This window comes from Shewanella sp. SM68, assembly GCF_025653925.1.
In the GTDB taxonomy this organism is placed as follows: Bacteria; Pseudomonadota; Gammaproteobacteria; order Enterobacterales; family Shewanellaceae; genus Shewanella; species Shewanella oncorhynchi.
Window position 1 is genome coordinate 446,896 of record NZ_JAKKRU010000002.1, and the last position, 15,986, is coordinate 462,881.

Here is a 15,986-nt window from a genome sequence, read left to right on the forward strand (position 1 = left end):
ATGGAAATAAGTATGCGCAAGACAACCGCAATCAACCAGTGACAAAAGTCATGAGATTTAGCGAAACAGTGTCATTCCTTATCAAAACTATCCACAACAATAGCGCCCATAGAGGCTGGCATAGTGATCACTATGATCCGTTTTATAGAGGTTAGTGGGTCCTCAAAAAATGGCACTTTATCGAGGCAAAGCAGCACGAGGAAAACCACGAGGGCAGTGAGCAAATACGCCACCACGATACGAAAAATAAACACAGGAACGCGGGAAGCAATATTCTGTTGGAACACACTGTGATAGGTGAATACCCCAAGAAAGAGCAGCGATAAACTAAAAAGCATACCGATATTCAATAAAGGTAAAGTCTCACCGAGATGCCACGCTTCCTCAGAAAATGCAACGGGGACCGCAAGGGCAAAAGCCCCTACGCAAACTTGGCTTGCATCTTCGGTGTTAAAACTAAATTTCATACTGATCGCTCCCTAATCTTCCAATCTATTTGATTAGTCGAAAATAACGTTCGGTGAAGATGCGCTTATTACTGGGGTATTAAGTGCGATACAGCACTTTAACCACATGCCAGCCAAACTTAGTTTTCACTATATGTGGCACCAGTAATTCACCTGAAAATGCAACCTTATCGAACTGTGGCACCATTTGGCCTTTTTTGAACTCGCCTAAATCGCCGCCTTTTTTGGCCGAAGGGCAAGAGGAAAAACGCTTAGCGAGCACAACAAAATTAGCACCATTATTCAGCTGCTTAACAATATCCTCAGCCTGTTCTTTGTGTTTCACTAAAATATGCACGGCGGCAGCGGTTTTAAACATGTCATTTCTCACTTTGGATTAACGTCCCGTGCAAAGGGAAGATTGGCGCCCCGAGTTTGCCCTCGATCACACCACTTCCATCGGCACAGGTTCTACTGACTAAAAGGTTTTATATCCAACGCATAAGTGCGTTATTGGCCCATTATCGACCCTATTAACCTAGAAAATTTTCTGCCACCACTGCAAAGGGTCGCCGCAGTTATTCACAGGACGATAGGTCGCAGCTAATGCAGGAAGCGCATCAACATTGCTGCAAGTGGATTCCTTAGCAACACCTGTATCTCGGTCAAAAAAGCCCTTCACTACACCGTTCACTGGGATTGAGCGCAGACTAATAGGTGGACGTTCCTTTAAGAAGGCAAGATACACGGCCATAGCGCCACTACTACCATACAAACTGGTTTTGCCGTTATCGTCACGACCAACCCAAATGGCGGCGACATTACGCTCATCAAAGCCCGCAAACCAAGAGTCACGGCTGTCGTTACTGGTGCCAGTCTTACCCGCAAGTCCAACGCCAGGGAAAGCATTACCTAAACGCGTCGCCGTTCCCGTATTCACCACTTGCTGCATAGCAAATTGAATTAAGAAATCTGTCTCAGGTGCTATAGCTTGCTCTTTAGGCAATCGCGTCACTGGTAATGGGTTCTTATCAGAATCTAGCACGGCGGTCACTGTGGTTAACTTACGGTAAACACCGCTATCAGCTAAGGTTTGGTACACTTGCGCTACCATTAATGGCGAGCCATTGACGGCGCCGAGTAACATGGAGGGATACTCGTTTAACGGCTCCTGCCAACCCGATTTAGCCAATGTTGTTGCGACCGCATCCACACCCACAGCAATTCCAAGATTTACCGTCGGTACGTTCATCGACTTTTTCAATGCCGTTAACAAAGGCACCTGACCACTGAACTTCTTATCAAAGTTTTGTGGTGACCATGTCTTACCTTGCTCACTTTTTAAGGTAATAGGTTGATCTTTAAGAGGTGTCGCTAAGGTAAATTGGCTATTAGGTGCCAGAGCCGTAGCATACACAAAAGGCTTAATTAACGAGCCAATAGGACGACGAATTTCAACCGCGCGGTTAAAGCCATCAAATCCTGGGGTTTTATCGCCGACCATAGCCGCAATACCGCCAGTGTATTTGTCGGTCACGACCATACCAATCTGCAATGATTTATTGCTCTTATCTAAGCTCTTGAGGGTTTGAGTCACCGCAATTTCGGCGGCTTCTTGGGCCATAGGATCGAGCGTGGTATAGATTTTCACCCCAGATTGCTTCAATAGCGCATCGCCATAACGCTCGTTCACTTCCTGTTTTACCAAGGCGAAGAAGGAAGGCAATTTTTGATGTGCTGGTTTATTGAGATTACGGATCCCTAAGGGGGACTCTACCGCCACCTTGTACTCAGCCGTGGTTAAATCCCCCGCATCCATTAACAAGCGCAATACCAGATCACGGCGTTCTTGAATACGATCCGGATATTTCCATGGATTGTAGTAAGACGGTCCCTTAATCGCAGCCACTAAGAATGCCTGCTGGGAGATAGTCAACTCACTGATAGGACGGCCGAAATAGAAACGTGAGGCCAACCCCATACCATGGACGGCGCGGGATTTATCCTGCCCCATATACACTTCGTTAAGATACGCTTCGAGGATTTCGTCTTTGCTGTAACGAAAATCAATAATGACCGCCATTAAGGCTTCGCGCACCTTACGCAGCAAGGAACGCTCACTCGAAAGGAAAAAGTTTTTCGCTAACTGCTGAGTTAACGTCGAGCCACCTTGCACAGTGCGACCGGCGCTGATGTTCACAAAAGCCGCGCGCGCAATCGCGAAGGGATTCACACCATGGTGTTCATAAAAACTACGATCTTCCACCAGCAGTAACGCCTGCACGATCGACTTTGGCATTTCTTCGGTCGGCACAAACAGCCTGTCTTCACCATCGCCAGTAATAATACGGTCGAGCAATACAGGCTCAAGGTGGAATACGGCGAGTTGACGCTTGTCTGAGACTCGAGTGACCGAACTGATGCCATTGCTGTCAAAGCTGATCATGACCCTTTGTTCGACTTGATCGCCTTCTGGATGCAAAAACGGTCGACGCCACAATTCAATACGAGTGCTCGATGCCGAAAATTCTCCCACTTGGCGTGGGTTAGCGACTTTGCGATAGCCGAGCAACTTAAGCTCAGCCATCATTTGCGGATGGCTGACTGCCGCACCGGGGTACAGCGCCATAGAGCGACTAAACACCTGCGCTGGCAAATGCCATTTTTGGCCTTCAAATTTTTGCGCAATAATTTGATCAAGATAAATGCTGTAAAAAGTCACTACAGCTAATCCAGCCAAGCCTAATTTCCAACTGATAGACCAAATTCGTCGAAATAAACCGCGGCCATGATTAGCCCGACGGGAAGCGGGTGATTTTTTTGTCGTCTTAGTTGTCATATCTACTTCATCATTCATGCATTTAAAGACATCAGCCATAGGCACAAAGCTAACGTGGTGCGAATCAAAGTGCTTCATAACAAAATGTTATAAAACCAGCGGCGTGGTGCTAGGGCTGAGCTAAACCCAAGGTTTTCTTCTTGGTAAATTTTGTCGGCAGTGTATTCACAGGATCGTCTGGCCATAGATGTTTTGGATATCGACCGCGCATTTCCTTTTTCACTTCCACATAAGGTCCCTGCCAAAAGCTGGCTAAATCTGCCGTCAAGGCTAATGGACGCTGGGCCGGAGAGAGTAATTCCATCGTCACCTTTAGTTTGCCCTGCGCCAACATAGGACTCTGCGCCATGCCAAAGGTTTCTTGCAGACGCACACGCAGTAGCGCACGCCCAGACTCGTCATATGCTATTGGCGCAGAGGTACCAGTCACTAACGGCCAAGAGGTTGGCAATAACTCTTCAAGTCGCTGTTTCTGCTGCCAGCTCAAACAGTTTGCCACAAAACCAAAGCAATCGAGCTTAACTAATTGCGGCAGATTATTCACATTTTCGAGGTAAGGCGCCAGCCAAGTTTCTAGGCTCGCTAATAATGCTTCATCATCAACCTTGGGCCAGTCACTGCCCGCGTCAAAATCAGTTGCCAGTTTGAGCCTGTATTGAAATTGCTCTAAGTTAGCGTTCCAATTGAGGATTTGTAATCCTTGCTGGCGAATATAACCCAGTAAGGCCGCGACAATTTGCTTACGTTCAGGCTTAGCAATCGTCTCGGTTTTTACTAAAATTTGTCCGACCTTGTATTGGCGCTGCGCAATCACTCGACCTTTAGCTTCATCCCAGCCACAGATCTCATGAATGTCCAGCAAACCTTTTAGCTCGCCGTCGAACAAGCTTGGCTGAAGCTGACTCGCTAAGTAAATCCGCCCAGCATTTCTGCCTTCAGTTTCTTGAAAATCCGCCACCACCATCCACGGCGTTTGCGCCAATGCATCATCGGCTGCGAGCACGACGCCAGTACCATTGGCTAATTGGTAGCCCTCAACACCGCGGGCTTTAGCGATACGATCCGGATAAGCAAGTGCTAATAATAACCCCACATCGCTGTGGTGTGCATGGGTCGCTATCTTAGACAAATCCGCTGCTAATCCTAGCTTTTTCTGCCACTGTTTTGCCTGTTGCCCAGCTTGTCCATGACAGGCAAAGTGCAGGTAATTCATGATATCGGCGCCCTTTTTAGGCAAACCACGCGCCTCTAAAACCCCCGACAACAAGCAGGCCAAACTGCCCAATTGCGTTGCTTGTTCGTTAGCATTATTGACTCCCCCATTGTTTGCGCCCAAACTTTTTGCGCCCAATAACATATGAGCAAGCCTTGGGTGACACCCTAGCTCGTAGGCCGCTTTACCGTGGAGAGTGAGTTTATTTTGAGCATCGACCATGCCTAAATCTTGTAATAGTTTCCACGCCAGCGCCTCATGCACACTTGGTGGCGGCGTTAACAACATCAAGTCGCTAAAGGATTTTGCGCCCCAATAAGCACAATCGTGGGCCATAGCCACCAGATCCGCTTGGTTGATCTCGGGTTCATCGGCCCTGAGCATGCGGCCATGTTCTTCTTGGCTCCACAGGCGAACGCACACACCCGCTGATAAACGCCCGGCGCGACCACTACGCTGAGTTGCGGAGGCTTGGCTAATGCGTTTTAAGCCTAAGCGGGTGACACCGGTTTTAGGGTTAAAACTCGCTTGTCGTTTATAGCCACTGTCGATGACAAACCCTATGTCTTCAATAGTTAAACTCGATTCCGCCACGTTAGTGGCTAGCACAATTTTGCGCCTGCCATCTATAGTTGCAGCGATCGCGCTATCTTGCTCGGCACCTGAAAGTTCACCATAAAGAGGGCAAATCAAAAAGGCATCGTCCGCTAAGCGCTCGCGCAAAAACTGCTGTAATCGTAAGATCTCCCCTTTACCGGGTAAAAACACGAGCACGGCATTATTGGCAGCCGTTTTATCAACACTGACACTGCTGGCCGAGACCAGTTCTAGCACGCAGCGGCCAAGGTGATCGATCCAATGCTGCTGAGTTGGCACAGGGCGATATTCGATGTCGACAGGAAAACTCCGGCCTTCGCTGTGCAAGGTCACCGCTTCTGGCATGAGTTCAGCTAAGGCAAGACCAGATAGAGTCGCTGACATAGCTAATATCTTTAAATCGTCCCGCAGTGAAGCTTGCACTTCGAGCGCTAGGGCAAGACCTAAATCTGTGGTGAGGTGACGCTCATGAATTTCATCGAAGATGATCATTCCAATCCCAGTTAACTCGGGATCTTGTTGGATCATTCGCGTCAGTATGCCTTCGGTGACAATTTCTAAACGGGTATTGGCGCTGATTTTAGCTTCACCGCGGACGCGATAGCCGATTTCTTGTCCCACCTTTTGCTGGCGACAGCTGGCAATATAGTGCGCCACACTCCGCGCCGCGACACGCCGCGGTTCGAGCATTAAAATGCGTCCGCTGATTTCTGGCCAATCCAACATAGCCAAAGGTAACGCCGTTGATTTACCCGCACCTGTCGGTGCCTCGAGGATCACTTGAGCGTGACGAGAAAAAGCCGCGCGTAGCGGTGCTAATAAGCTATGAATAGGTAGAGAGTTCAAGAAAAAGACATCAGCGGCCAACACAGGGCGTCAGTGTACTAACAATCGGCTTTGAGTACCATTTCGCAGCAAACATTATCAAGTCAGTGCTGACATAAGTAACAGCTCAAAGCTGCCATGCCCAAGATTACAGCTGTGGATAGGGAGCAAAAATCTCACGCTTTTCGAGCCAAGGTTGACTGAGCCCTGACTGTAGTTCAGCTAAGCGTATCGGTTTATTGATGGCGTAACCTTGAGCATAGTCGACGCCTAAGGCTTGCAATTTCCACCCTATTTCTTGGGATTCGACAAATTCAGCAACCACATCAAACCCCATATCTTGACCAAGTTGGCAGATAGATTTTACGATAGCCTGATCCGCAGAGTCTTCGCAAATATTGACGACAAATTGGCCATCAACCTTTACAAAATCCACATTGAGGCGCTTAAGGTAAGCAAAGCTAGAAAAGCCTGCACCAAAGTCATCGAGGGCTAATTTACAATTGAGCGGACGAAGTATCTCGAGTAGCTTTGTGGCTTGATCGAGCTGACTCACAGCCGCGGTTTCTGTGATCTCGATGCAAAGCTTATCCACCAGTTCAGGTTCGGCCATCAAACGCATTTCTAGCCAATTCATAAACTCATGATCGCCCAAAGAAGTTGCCGACAGATTCACAGACACTAGATCCAATTGCTGCCAAATATCTAAATGACTACCACCCCACTTGAGCAAATTATCGATCACCCAAAGATCAACCTTAGAAGCCAAGTTGTATCGCTCGGCGGCGGGTAAGAAGATAGCAGGAGACACTATAGTGCCGTTAGTCTGCACCATACGCAGTAGGATCTCTAAATGTAAGCCAGTTTCCTCGCGGTTTAACGGCACTATGCTTTGAAAATAAAGCTCGAATTGGTTTAACGCGAGTGCGCCGACGATATCAACAGAGGCCATCATCTCGGTGTAGAGACGGTTCATTTTAGGATCGCTCGCACTGTATAAATGCCAGCCATTTCGGCCTTGATCCTTCGCCAATCGACAAGCAGCGTCAGCTTGACTCATGACGGTATAAATATCGGCGGCTTTTTTATCGAGTTTAGCAATCCCCATGCTGACACTGACATTGTGACTGCGGCCTTCCCATATAAATTCATGGTTCGCCAATTGGGTACAGATACGTTTAGCGATTTGTTTTGCCGAGTCCACATTGCAATAATGCATCAAGATACCAAACTCATCGCCACCTAAACGGGCGACGATATCGCCCTTACGCACGAGCTGTTTTAAGCGTAATGCGACTTGGCAAAGCAGCTTATCGCCCGCCTGATGGCCACTGATATTGTTAATGACTTGGAATTGGTCTAAATCGAGAAACGCCACGCAAATAGGCATATCGTCATGGGCATGTAGTAGGTTTTCTAATAGGGCTTCGAAATGTAGCCGATTAGGTAAACCCGTAAGTGCATCATAATTGGCATGGAAGGATAACTCATCGGCTAAGCGGTACTTTTCACTGACATCTTCGGCAATCATGACTAAAGTATCTTTATCGCCGCTAATCTGGCTAAAACTCAGTTTTAACCAAGTTAATTGATGAATTGATTTTAAAGGTAATTCACACCAAGCTTGGCCGAGCACACCTTCTCGTACCACATGTAAGGTATCGGTTAGCATGGCGTGTTCTTCCTCACGCACCATGTCGAATAAATCATAGCCATGTTGAATTGGCAGGGTTTGCAGAGCGACTTTATTCAGCATAGTCAATTGATCATGCTTATCTAACAAGGCGCAAGCTAAGGGCAACTGGTTGAATACTTCACAGTATTTATGTTCACTGGCAAGCATGCTCAAAGCGATACGCGTCAATTCCATCGCAGAGCCAATCATCACAGCAGCGTGATTAAACTCACTTATAAACTCTTCGCTCCATTCACAGCATTCTGAGCAATTGACAGCCCCCAAGGCAATACGAGTTTCGCCAAACACGACTGGCGGCAATACTAATAGACTCTTGACGTCCCAATCCCTTAATAAAGCTCGCTCAGCCTGAGCATCGGCAGGTAAGGTATTCACATCAGCCAGATTTAATAGACGCGGAGTACGGACAAGAGAGCGAAAAAATGGCATACGTGCCAAGGGCCAGACTCGGGTTTGTTGGCCTTGGGCAAATTGGGGTTTTAGATACAAATTACGCGTGCGTAAACGATCCAGTGACTGGCTTCCGGTTAATACAAATACCCCATCACAATGCAGTTGCAAAGTAATAGTCTCAAGCGCTCTGTCAACATTCTGCTCTAAGGTTTCTAGCGGGGATTCACTAAAAATACTGACCAAAGCCTGTTGGAGTGGATTAGCTAAACCTACTGACATGAAAAGTCTCTTCCTTACCTAAAAATCCATTTAAGGTATTATCGACGTGCATTAAGTATAGGCTCACAGTGAATTAAACGTCTGCTTGAGTCACAAATTAGCTGATAAATTCAACAGCTAGATTAACGCTCAAAGACGCTAAACGTCAAAGTGTTCCCAGAGATAATCCGTGTTGAACGCCACAAAGGACGATAAACCGATGCAACAAAGGCTATTTCTCGGCTTCGCGCCTACCGCTGCACAAATGACAAGGCTGAGTGATTTACAGCAGCAACTGATTTGCCACCTCAATCCGGAGGCGAAAGCGGTGAGTGTCAGCAATCTGCATTTAACGCTCTGCTTTTTAGGACAAGTGGACGACGGGCAACGCATCGCCCTCCTTGATGCAATTGACCGCTTAGCTAAGCCTAGATTCAACACTCAGCTTAACCAGCTCGACTTATGGCCCAATGCCCAAGTTTGTTGCTTGAAAGGCGATGACGTTGAGCCGCCGTTAGCGCAATTAGCTAAACAGACGCAAGAAATTGCCGACCGACTGCAATTGCATCGGAATGAGCACAGCTTTTGCCCGCACATCAGTTTATTTAGAAAAGCAAAACAATGGACACTAGATGAGTCGGCTTTATTGCAACTCAAAGGTATGAATACGCTGACGTTAACGCCCGATAATTTGCATTTATACCATTCAAAAAGCACAAGCACGGGTGTCGAATATCACATCCTAGATTCTTGGGCGCTCGGTGAGCCTTAAATCAAAAACAAAAAGCCCGAGTATCCACTCAGGCTTTATTTTTAAACTTATGAATCAATACTAAAATAAAAATAGCAGTTAACTAGAGAGCGATGATGAAGAAATACCTATTCGAGTAAACGTAAGGTTTCGCGATAGGCACGCTTTTGCTCGTAGGTTTGTAACCGCAGCATAAACTCATCAGTCTTAGTCATTTCAGCATTCATTTTCAACGCTTCGATCGCTTTCTGCTGCGTCGAAATAGCAGCACCAAAATCGCCTAACTCCGCATAAGCCGCGGCTAAATTATCAAGATTTGTAGGATCGTTTTCATTCACTTTGAGTAATTTTAAGGACAACTCGACCGCTTTATTGCCATCACGATATTCTGCTTCGGGACAAGTTGCTAAAATCCACGCCACATTGCCCAAAGCAACATCATCACCCACTTGGGAAAATTGCTCGACCGCTTTACCGCAGTTGCGCTGCACACCGTCACCGCCAGACGCATAAATAAAGCCTAAACGGAATTGAGCCCAACGACTGCCCTGCTCACTCAACCCTTTATACCAATGCTCAGCGACTGACAAGTCACGCTTGATCAATTGGCCTTCAAATGACAGATCCGCTAAGGTTTGCTGCGCTTTTTCATGTTGTTGTTCGGCGGCAAGTGAGATCCAGTGCAATCCAGTCGGCACTTCTTGCGACACAAAACGTCCAGAGAGATACATTAATCCCAGCAAAAATTGAGCATCGGCATCACCTTGCTCTGCCGTCACCTGAATATGCACAAACTTACTGGCCGCAAGTTCAGCTGCTGGCTGCGGGATAGAAAATGCGTGCGCCGCAGAGCTCAGCCCTATTGTTAAGCTTAAACCTGCACCTAAAACCCATAATCTGTATTTCACTTGCTTACCTCTCTTAAAAACAACCGCCCTCAAAGTTAGCCAGAATTAACCCCATAAGTCGAGCCTAAATACGCACAAACCTCAGGATAATGGGGGAAGCTAAGCCAAATGGAATGTCAAATTTAAAAAGTGAAACATGTTATTGTGTAATTTAGTGGCATATTTTATTCATAATCTATAATAAAACTGCTGAAATAGACTGGTAAGATGTGATTAACTCGACAGAGTTAAGTGAATCCAGCGAGTTTCATATCGATTTAGTTGACTTAAATCACTAAAGTAGCAAAATAAGCTCTAATTTTAGATGGTTAATTGCATTTATTCACTTATTCTAAACTAAGACTTCCATCAAGTTTTTGTGAGTTTAATTGACGTAAAATGCTTATTTAGAATACTCTTACTTTCGTTTTAATCAATCGAGGAACACCAACATGGCTCTGATTGGTAAGCCAAAACCTGATCCAACTTTGGAATGGTTTTTATCACACTGTCACATTCATAAGTACCCTGCAAAGAGCACTCTTATCCATGCTGGTGAAGACTCAGATACCCTTTATTACATAGTAAAAGGTTCTGTAGCGGTATTGATTAAAGATGAAGAAGGTAAGGAGATGATCCTTTCTTATCTGAATCAAGGTGACTTTATCGGTGAACTAGGTTTGTTTGAAGAACAAGCCGAACGTACCGCTTGGGTTCGTGCTAAGCAAGCTTGTGAAATCGCTGAGATTTCATATAAGAAATTCAGACAGTTAATTCAAGTTAACCCTGAAATTCTGATGAAGCTGTCTGCACAAATGGCCTATCGCCTACAAAGTACCAGCCAGAAAGTGGGTAACCTTGCATTTTTAGACGTTGCAGGCCGTATTGCTCAAACTCTATTACATCTGGCTAAACAACCTGATGCTATGACACACCCTGATGGCATGCAGATTAAGATCACTCGTCAAGAGATAGGCCAAATCGTTGGCTGTTCACGGGAAACTGTGGGTCGTATCTTGAAGATGTTAGAAGAACAGAATTTGATCCAAGCTCATGGTAAGACAATCGTGGTATACGGTACCCGTTAAGTTAGTCTTCAGCTTGATTTAAGCCTGCCTTATTAAAGTGGCCTAGAATAAATTCTAGGCCATTTTTTATTGGGGAGCTCAAATGAAACGGCTGTTTTTAATCTGTTTTTTCAGCCTATTCACGCTGGTGCATCCAATAATCTTGCATGCCGAACCTATTGAATTAGAACATTATCAAGCCAAGGAGTTAGTTAACTCTGGGCAAATATTGTCCTTAAACGGTACACTAGCCGTAGTAAACCAATTTTGCCAAGGTGAACTAATTGATGCTCATCTCTATCAAGAAGATCATAAATGGCGCTATGATTTGCAAATCAAAGTTCAGCGTGGCCAAATCGTTAATCTCAGTATTGATGCAACAAATGGTCAAGCCGATCAATCAATAGCACTACCGAGCGAATGTCGAAAACATGAAACTGTTACTCGTTGAAGATAACCCAATGCTAGTCACCGAGCTGGAGAAACAACTCAAACTCGCTGGCTATGTAACCGATATTACAGACAAAGCGCTTGAAGCCGATTATCTGATCAAAGAAACCCAATACGATTGCGTAATCTTAGACATAGGTTTGCCCGATGGCAACGGCCTCGAACTGCTCGAAGGCTGGCGAAATCAAGGGATCAGCACTCCAGTTATCATGCTGACTGCCCGCAGCCAATGGCATGAAAAAGTAGAAGGTTTTAATGCTGGCGCCGACGATTACTTAGGTAAACCTTTCCACGCACAGGAATTATTGGCCCGAATCCAAGCTTTAATCCACCGTGCACATGGTCGTCTAAACACCTCAAGTAAACAATTGAGTTATGGTGGCGTGGTTTTAGATGAAGCAGAACAAACGGTAAAAGTGGCCGAGCAACTATATGAACTCACAGCAATGGAATTCAGGCTGTTAAAAATCTTCCTCATGTCACCTAAGAAGCTGCTATCTAAGACGCAGCTAACCGATAAGCTCTATCAGTTTGACGATGAAAAAGAGAGCAATGTGGTCGAGGTTTATGTCACCCATCTACGCAAGAAACTGGGTAAAACCACGATCGAAACCCGTCGCGGCCAAGGTTACATCTTCCACGGCATTATTGAATGATCTCGATCCGCACTAAGCTCAGTTTATGGTTAACTGGCTTACTCGTGTTAGGTACTGTAATTGGACTGATACTGTTTGAGTCCATGCTACGTCAGGCCTTCCACGACTCTATTATCAATCGCTTAGAAGAAGATCTCGAACATATCATGCTGGCAACCCATATCCATGATGGGGAGATCAGCATAGATCAAAGCCAGCTTTCCAGTTTCTACAAGCCCGCCTATTCAGGCCGTTATTTTCAGCTTAACCTGCCAAATGAAGTGATTCGCTCACGCTCCCTGTGGGATATGCAGTTAGATATCGAGCCACTAGCACCGAATCAAACCCGCGTCTGGCAAGCTAAAGGGCCAAAAAATAACGATATGCAGTTATTATCACTGGGATTAAATTCCAGCAGTGCCAATGTCAGCGCCACCTTAACCGTTGCGCAAGATTTGAGTATCGGTAGACGCGTGTTTAGTGAGGTTTATGGCACTAAGCTTGGTGTCAATCTGGCGATGTTAGTTGCTATGATCGCGGGGATATTCTTGATCCTACGTCAATCCTTTAAGCCAGTTAAGCACATACAGCACGCGCTTTCTCGGCTAAGACAAGGGGAAATTAACGCACTGGAGGTCAATAATATTCCCCCTGAAGTACAACCATTAGCAAAAACCTATAATGAACTACTTGAGTACACAGCCAAGCAAATTGAACGTAGCCGCAATAACTTAGGTAATTTGAGCCATGGGCTCAAAACGCCACTTGCCGTGATGCAGCAACAGGTTGAAGCTCTTGGCCTCAAAGATCCTGAAACTGCCATTGCCCTGCAGCAGCAACTTGATTCGATTCACAAGATGGTCGAGCGTAAACTGGCTGCGGCGAGGATCACTGGCGACATGCTCCCCGCAGCGCAATTGGTTATCCCTAGGGATTTACACAGCCTAGTCAACACACTAAATAAGGTTCACCGCAACAAATCCATTGAATGTGATTTCGAACTCGATCCCAATATTCTTAGACTGCCTATTCACAGGGAAGATGGTATGGAGCTCTTAGGCAACCTGCTAGACAACGCTTTTAAATGGGCCCAGAGCCGAGTCAGCATTCAGCTATCGCGTCAACAAGAGCGTCTCTGCCTTTGTATTGATGATGATGGTCCAGGGGTTGCTGATGATGAGCTAGATAAGCTCACACAAAGAGGAACAAGGCTTGATGAGTCTGTGATGGGTCACGGTTTAGGATTATCAATAGTGAAAGAAATTGCCGAGCAATACGAGATTGAGCTGCAGTTTAATCACAGCACTCGCTTAGGTGGATTGAGGATCGAGCTGACCTTTAGCTAGCCCCAGAGTATGCCAATCGTATTAAATGCCTTGTTTGAAATATCCATAAAAACGCCATCGAATTGATGGCGTTTTTTATGCTCAAAGCAATTTGAGGACGTTAGGCTTTATTCACATTGGTGCTTTCAAAAATCTTGTCGGCAGACGCCGCCACAAAGCCTGTGTAGAGCTCGCCATTAGCCATAGGATAACGTAGCGCAAACTCATAGAAACAGCTTGGGATTTCCACTGTCGCGTCAGTAAATTCAACACCAATCTTATCAGCCATAGTCGAAGACTGTTCTAACAAGACTTCTGGCGAACCTTTGATCTCGCCACCTGAACTATTGAGCACAAAGCCCGCTTGCTTCAGAGCTTCATTCACTGACTCTAAAGTCTCAAAACCATCGAGGTGATTGATAGACACAGTGAAATGGTTAGCGCGATAACCAAAAGCTGCTACCCAAGCTGCATATTCACTCTCAGTTAATAAGTCCTGATAGGTTTTAGCATCTAAAGACCAATGACGGCCTGAGTAAATAAAGCTGTCCGCCGTTGTCGCTGCAGCATCCACTTGGGCGATTAAGCCTTGAATAGTTTTTTGCAACGCAGGGCTAAATTCTTCAACCAACAGCTCAGAGATAAACACTTTAGGCTGAGTCGAATCTGGATGTTCAAAATGCTTAGCGATCAGTTTTTTCTGTTCAAACTTATAATCACCGCAAGGTACATAACCTAACGAAGTGAAATGCTTAGCGAGTACGTCCAAATTCACCTTAGCGATATTGAAAGTACGCAGGGCAATATGGTCGTTGATGATCGGCTTACCATGACCCAACAACGCGTGCACTTTTGCCGCAGAAGGGGTCATTTGAATATAGTCTTGCCACAGGGCGGCAAATAACGCGTTGATGTCGGTATGCATAAAAACTCCTTTTATTGTGCTGCGGTTATTGCTGTTATTTTGCCGCAAACACTAAATGTAACGACCTAAATGCCACTGTTGTAGCGTCACACATACCCACAGTAGAAACTCAAGTAACGTTACTGCTTGTTATTAAAAAGGAAGAACATTAGTCCTTCCTCCTCTTTCCCACATAATTATTTACCGCATAAAAGTCAAATCTCTACCCGCTTACAAGCTCAAACCTGGGCTTAATGTCGCGGGTAAACTCACGGCATCAGCCTCGACCGAAGCGACCGGATAAGCACAGTAATCGGCTGCATAGAAAGCACTCGCTCTGTGGTTACCCGAAGCCCCAACACCACCAAAAGGTGCCGCGCCAGATGCGCCAGTGATTTGTTTGTTCCAGTTAACAATGCCAGCACGAATACGCGCGAGGAAATAGTCATAATCTTCACGGCTATCGGCAAGTAATCCCGCAGACAAGCCGTAACGCGTTTGGTTAGCCAATTTGATCGCTTGATCGAAATCACTGTAACGCACTAGCTGCAGTAGAGGTCCAAAGTATTCTTCATCCGGCAATGCATCGATCGCTGTCACATCGATAAGGCCAGGAGACACTAAGCCTGTACCCGCTTCTAGATGGGTCAACTCGACCAAAGACACACCGCCTAAGTTCAGCAAATTCGCCTGCGCCGCAACCATACCCTTAGCGGCTGTTTCAGAAATCATTGAGCCCATAAAAGGTTGTGGCTGCGCATTCCAAGGACCGACTTTAATCTGTTTAACCGCATCGACTAACATGGCAATCAGCGCATCGCCCTGCTCGCCTTGCTCGACATATAAACGGCGCGCACAAGTGCAACGTTGACCCGATGAGATATAAGCCGACTGCAAAATATCGTGCACGGCAGCCTTAATATCCTGCACACCTTTGATGATCAGTGGGTTATTACCCCCCATCTCAAGTGCTAAAATCTTGCCCGGATGACCCGCATATTGTTGATGTAAAAAATGACCCGTGCGTGAGCTACCGGTAAAGAACAGACCATCGAGCTGTGGGTGAGAAGCCAGTGCCTTACCCGTATCCACCTCACCTTGAACTAAGTTAAGCACGCCAGTAGGCAGACCCGCTTTATCCCATAGGCTAACCATCAGCTCAGCGACTTTAGGCGTCAATTCAGAAGGTTTAAAAATCACAGTATTCCCAGCCAGCAGCGCAGGGACTATGTGGCCGTTCGGCAAATGACCAGGGAAGTTGTAAGGACCGAACACCGCCACAACACCGTGGGGCTTATGGCGGATAACCGCACGTCCTGCTGGCGTATCATTGGCTTCTGTGCCCGTACGTTTATTGTAAGCCGCGGCCGATAAAGCAATTTTGCCTATCATGGCGCCGACTTCGGTCGCAGTTTCCCACTGAGGTTTACCGGTTTCTTGGGCAATCGTTTCTGCCAGTTCCGCTTTATTGGCTTCGAGTTGGCTGCGATACGCTTCAACTATGGCTAAACGCGCATCGAAACCTAACATAAACCAATCAAACTGTGCGGCGCGCGCGGCATCAACGGCGGCATTAACTTGTTCTGCAGTGGCCGTTTTACCTGTCCAAATAGATTGTGCATTGGCAGGGTTAATTGAGGTCACGTCATGACCTTTGCCAGCATGCCACTGACCTTGAATATAATGTGTCATTTGTTATT

The 15,986-nt window shown here is 46.3% G+C and carries 13 protein-coding genes; 5 read left to right on the forward strand and 8 right to left on the reverse strand.

The genetic code is table 11. The features are described 5' to 3' along the window. Positions 1 to 71: 71 nt before the first annotated feature. From L5M40_RS05040 to L5M40_RS05060, 5 genes are all read right to left on the reverse strand, one after another. Positions 72 to 467 carry a DUF2391 family protein gene (locus L5M40_RS05040; protein WP_105250257.1) on the reverse strand — a complete coding sequence of 132 codons (396 nt, stop codon included), beginning with the start codon at positions 465 to 467 and terminating at the stop codon, positions 72 to 74. A 79-nt stretch (positions 468 to 546) separates the two neighbouring features. After that, the gene (locus tag L5M40_RS05045; protein WP_263256335.1) at positions 547 to 825 is read right to left on the reverse strand and encodes a peptidylprolyl isomerase; all 279 of its coding nucleotides are present in this window, start codon (positions 823 to 825) and stop codon (positions 547 to 549) included. Between the two features lie 159 nt (positions 826 to 984). After that, on the reverse strand, positions 985 to 3,303 hold the full coding sequence (gene mrcB, locus L5M40_RS05050; protein WP_168827694.1) for a penicillin-binding protein 1B: 2,319 nt from the start codon (positions 3,301 to 3,303) through the stop codon (positions 985 to 987). A 91-nt stretch (positions 3,304 to 3,394) separates the two neighbouring features. Further along, positions 3,395 to 5,965, reverse strand: coding sequence for an ATP-dependent helicase HrpB (gene hrpB, locus L5M40_RS05055; protein ID WP_263256338.1), 2,571 nt, complete (start codon positions 5,963 to 5,965; stop codon positions 3,395 to 3,397). A 103-nt stretch (positions 5,966 to 6,068) separates the two neighbouring features. Next, positions 6,069 to 8,288, reverse strand: coding sequence for a putative bifunctional diguanylate cyclase/phosphodiesterase (locus tag L5M40_RS05060; RefSeq protein WP_263256339.1), 2,220 nt, complete (start codon positions 8,286 to 8,288; stop codon positions 6,069 to 6,071). 199 nt (positions 8,289 to 8,487) lie between these two features. On the opposite strand from L5M40_RS05060, the gene thpR reads away from it, so the two are divergent. Then, complete coding sequence (gene thpR / locus L5M40_RS05065; protein WP_263171775.1) at positions 8,488 to 9,039, forward strand: RNA 2',3'-cyclic phosphodiesterase; 552 nt, start codon at positions 8,488 to 8,490, stop codon at positions 9,037 to 9,039. A 107-nt stretch (positions 9,040 to 9,146) separates the two neighbouring features. Here thpR and L5M40_RS05070 read toward each other — a convergent pair whose 3' ends face one another. Further along, on the reverse strand, positions 9,147 to 9,926 hold the full coding sequence (locus L5M40_RS05070) for a tetratricopeptide repeat protein (RefSeq protein ID WP_131525482.1): 780 nt from the start codon (positions 9,924 to 9,926) through the stop codon (positions 9,147 to 9,149). Positions 9,927 to 10,357: 431 nt separating this feature from the next. On the opposite strand from L5M40_RS05070, the gene crp reads away from it, so the two are divergent. From crp to L5M40_RS05090, 4 genes are all read left to right on the forward strand, one after another. Further along, on the forward strand, positions 10,358 to 10,993 hold the full coding sequence (gene crp / locus L5M40_RS05075) for a cAMP-activated global transcriptional regulator CRP (protein WP_006080082.1): 636 nt from the start codon (positions 10,358 to 10,360) through the stop codon (positions 10,991 to 10,993). 82 nt (positions 10,994 to 11,075) lie between these two features. Further along, the gene (locus L5M40_RS05080; RefSeq protein ID WP_263256340.1) at positions 11,076 to 11,423 is read left to right on the forward strand and encodes a PepSY domain-containing protein; all 348 of its coding nucleotides are present in this window, start codon (positions 11,076 to 11,078) and stop codon (positions 11,421 to 11,423) included. Continuing rightward, positions 11,404 to 12,078 (forward strand): response regulator transcription factor, encoded by a 675-nt coding sequence (locus L5M40_RS05085; RefSeq protein WP_131523983.1) that lies wholly within the window; start codon positions 11,404 to 11,406, stop codon positions 12,076 to 12,078. Before L5M40_RS05080 ends, L5M40_RS05085 begins: the two co-directional genes overlap by 20 nt. Further along, entirely contained in the window at positions 12,075 to 13,403 is a 1,329-nt protein-coding gene (locus L5M40_RS05090) for an ATP-binding protein (protein ID WP_263256341.1), read from the forward strand. Before L5M40_RS05085 ends, L5M40_RS05090 begins: the two co-directional genes overlap by 4 nt. A gap of 100 nt (positions 13,404 to 13,503) precedes the next feature. On the opposite strand, the gene L5M40_RS05095 is transcribed toward L5M40_RS05090, so the two are convergent. Together L5M40_RS05095 and astD are read right to left on the reverse strand one after the other, a co-directional pair. After that, positions 13,504 to 14,307, reverse strand: a complete 804-nt coding sequence (locus tag L5M40_RS05095; protein ID WP_263145534.1) for a DUF1338 domain-containing protein — start codon at positions 14,305 to 14,307, stop codon at positions 13,504 to 13,506. A gap of 210 nt (positions 14,308 to 14,517) precedes the next feature. Next, positions 14,518 to 15,978: a succinylglutamate-semialdehyde dehydrogenase gene (astD, locus tag L5M40_RS05100; RefSeq protein WP_263145532.1), complete on the reverse strand. Its 1,461-nt coding sequence runs from the start codon at positions 15,976 to 15,978 to the stop codon at positions 14,518 to 14,520. Positions 15,979 to 15,986: the final 8 nt, after the last annotated feature.

What these genes read in the sequence shown, in the direction of transcription:
- L5M40_RS05095 (WP_263145534.1), bottom strand. Translation starts at nt 14,307, where the DNA reads ATGCATACCGACATCAACGCGTTATTTGCCGCCCTGTGGCAAGACTAT.
- mrcB (WP_168827694.1), bottom strand. Translation starts at nt 3,303, where the DNA reads ATGAATGATGAAGTAGATATGACAACTAAGACGACAAAAAAATCACCC.
- thpR (WP_263171775.1), top strand. Translation starts at nt 8,488, where the DNA reads ATGCAACAAAGGCTATTTCTCGGCTTCGCGCCTACCGCTGCACAAATG.
- crp (WP_006080082.1), top strand. Translation starts at nt 10,358, where the DNA reads ATGGCTCTGATTGGTAAGCCAAAACCTGATCCAACTTTGGAATGGTTT.
- L5M40_RS05080 (WP_263256340.1), top strand. Translation starts at nt 11,076, where the DNA reads ATGAAACGGCTGTTTTTAATCTGTTTTTTCAGCCTATTCACGCTGGTG.
- L5M40_RS05090 (WP_263256341.1), top strand. Translation starts at nt 12,075, where the DNA reads ATGATCTCGATCCGCACTAAGCTCAGTTTATGGTTAACTGGCTTACTC.
- L5M40_RS05060 (WP_263256339.1), bottom strand. Translation starts at nt 8,288, where the DNA reads ATGTCAGTAGGTTTAGCTAATCCACTCCAACAGGCTTTGGTCAGTATT.
- L5M40_RS05040 (WP_105250257.1), bottom strand. Translation starts at nt 467, where the DNA reads ATGAAATTTAGTTTTAACACCGAAGATGCAAGCCAAGTTTGCGTAGGG.
- L5M40_RS05085 (WP_131523983.1), top strand. Translation starts at nt 11,404, where the DNA reads ATGAAACTGTTACTCGTTGAAGATAACCCAATGCTAGTCACCGAGCTG.
- astD (WP_263145532.1), bottom strand. Translation starts at nt 15,978, where the DNA reads ATGACACATTATATTCAAGGTCAGTGGCATGCTGGCAAAGGTCATGAC.
- L5M40_RS05045 (WP_263256335.1), bottom strand. Translation starts at nt 825, where the DNA reads ATGTTTAAAACCGCTGCCGCCGTGCATATTTTAGTGAAACACAAAGAA.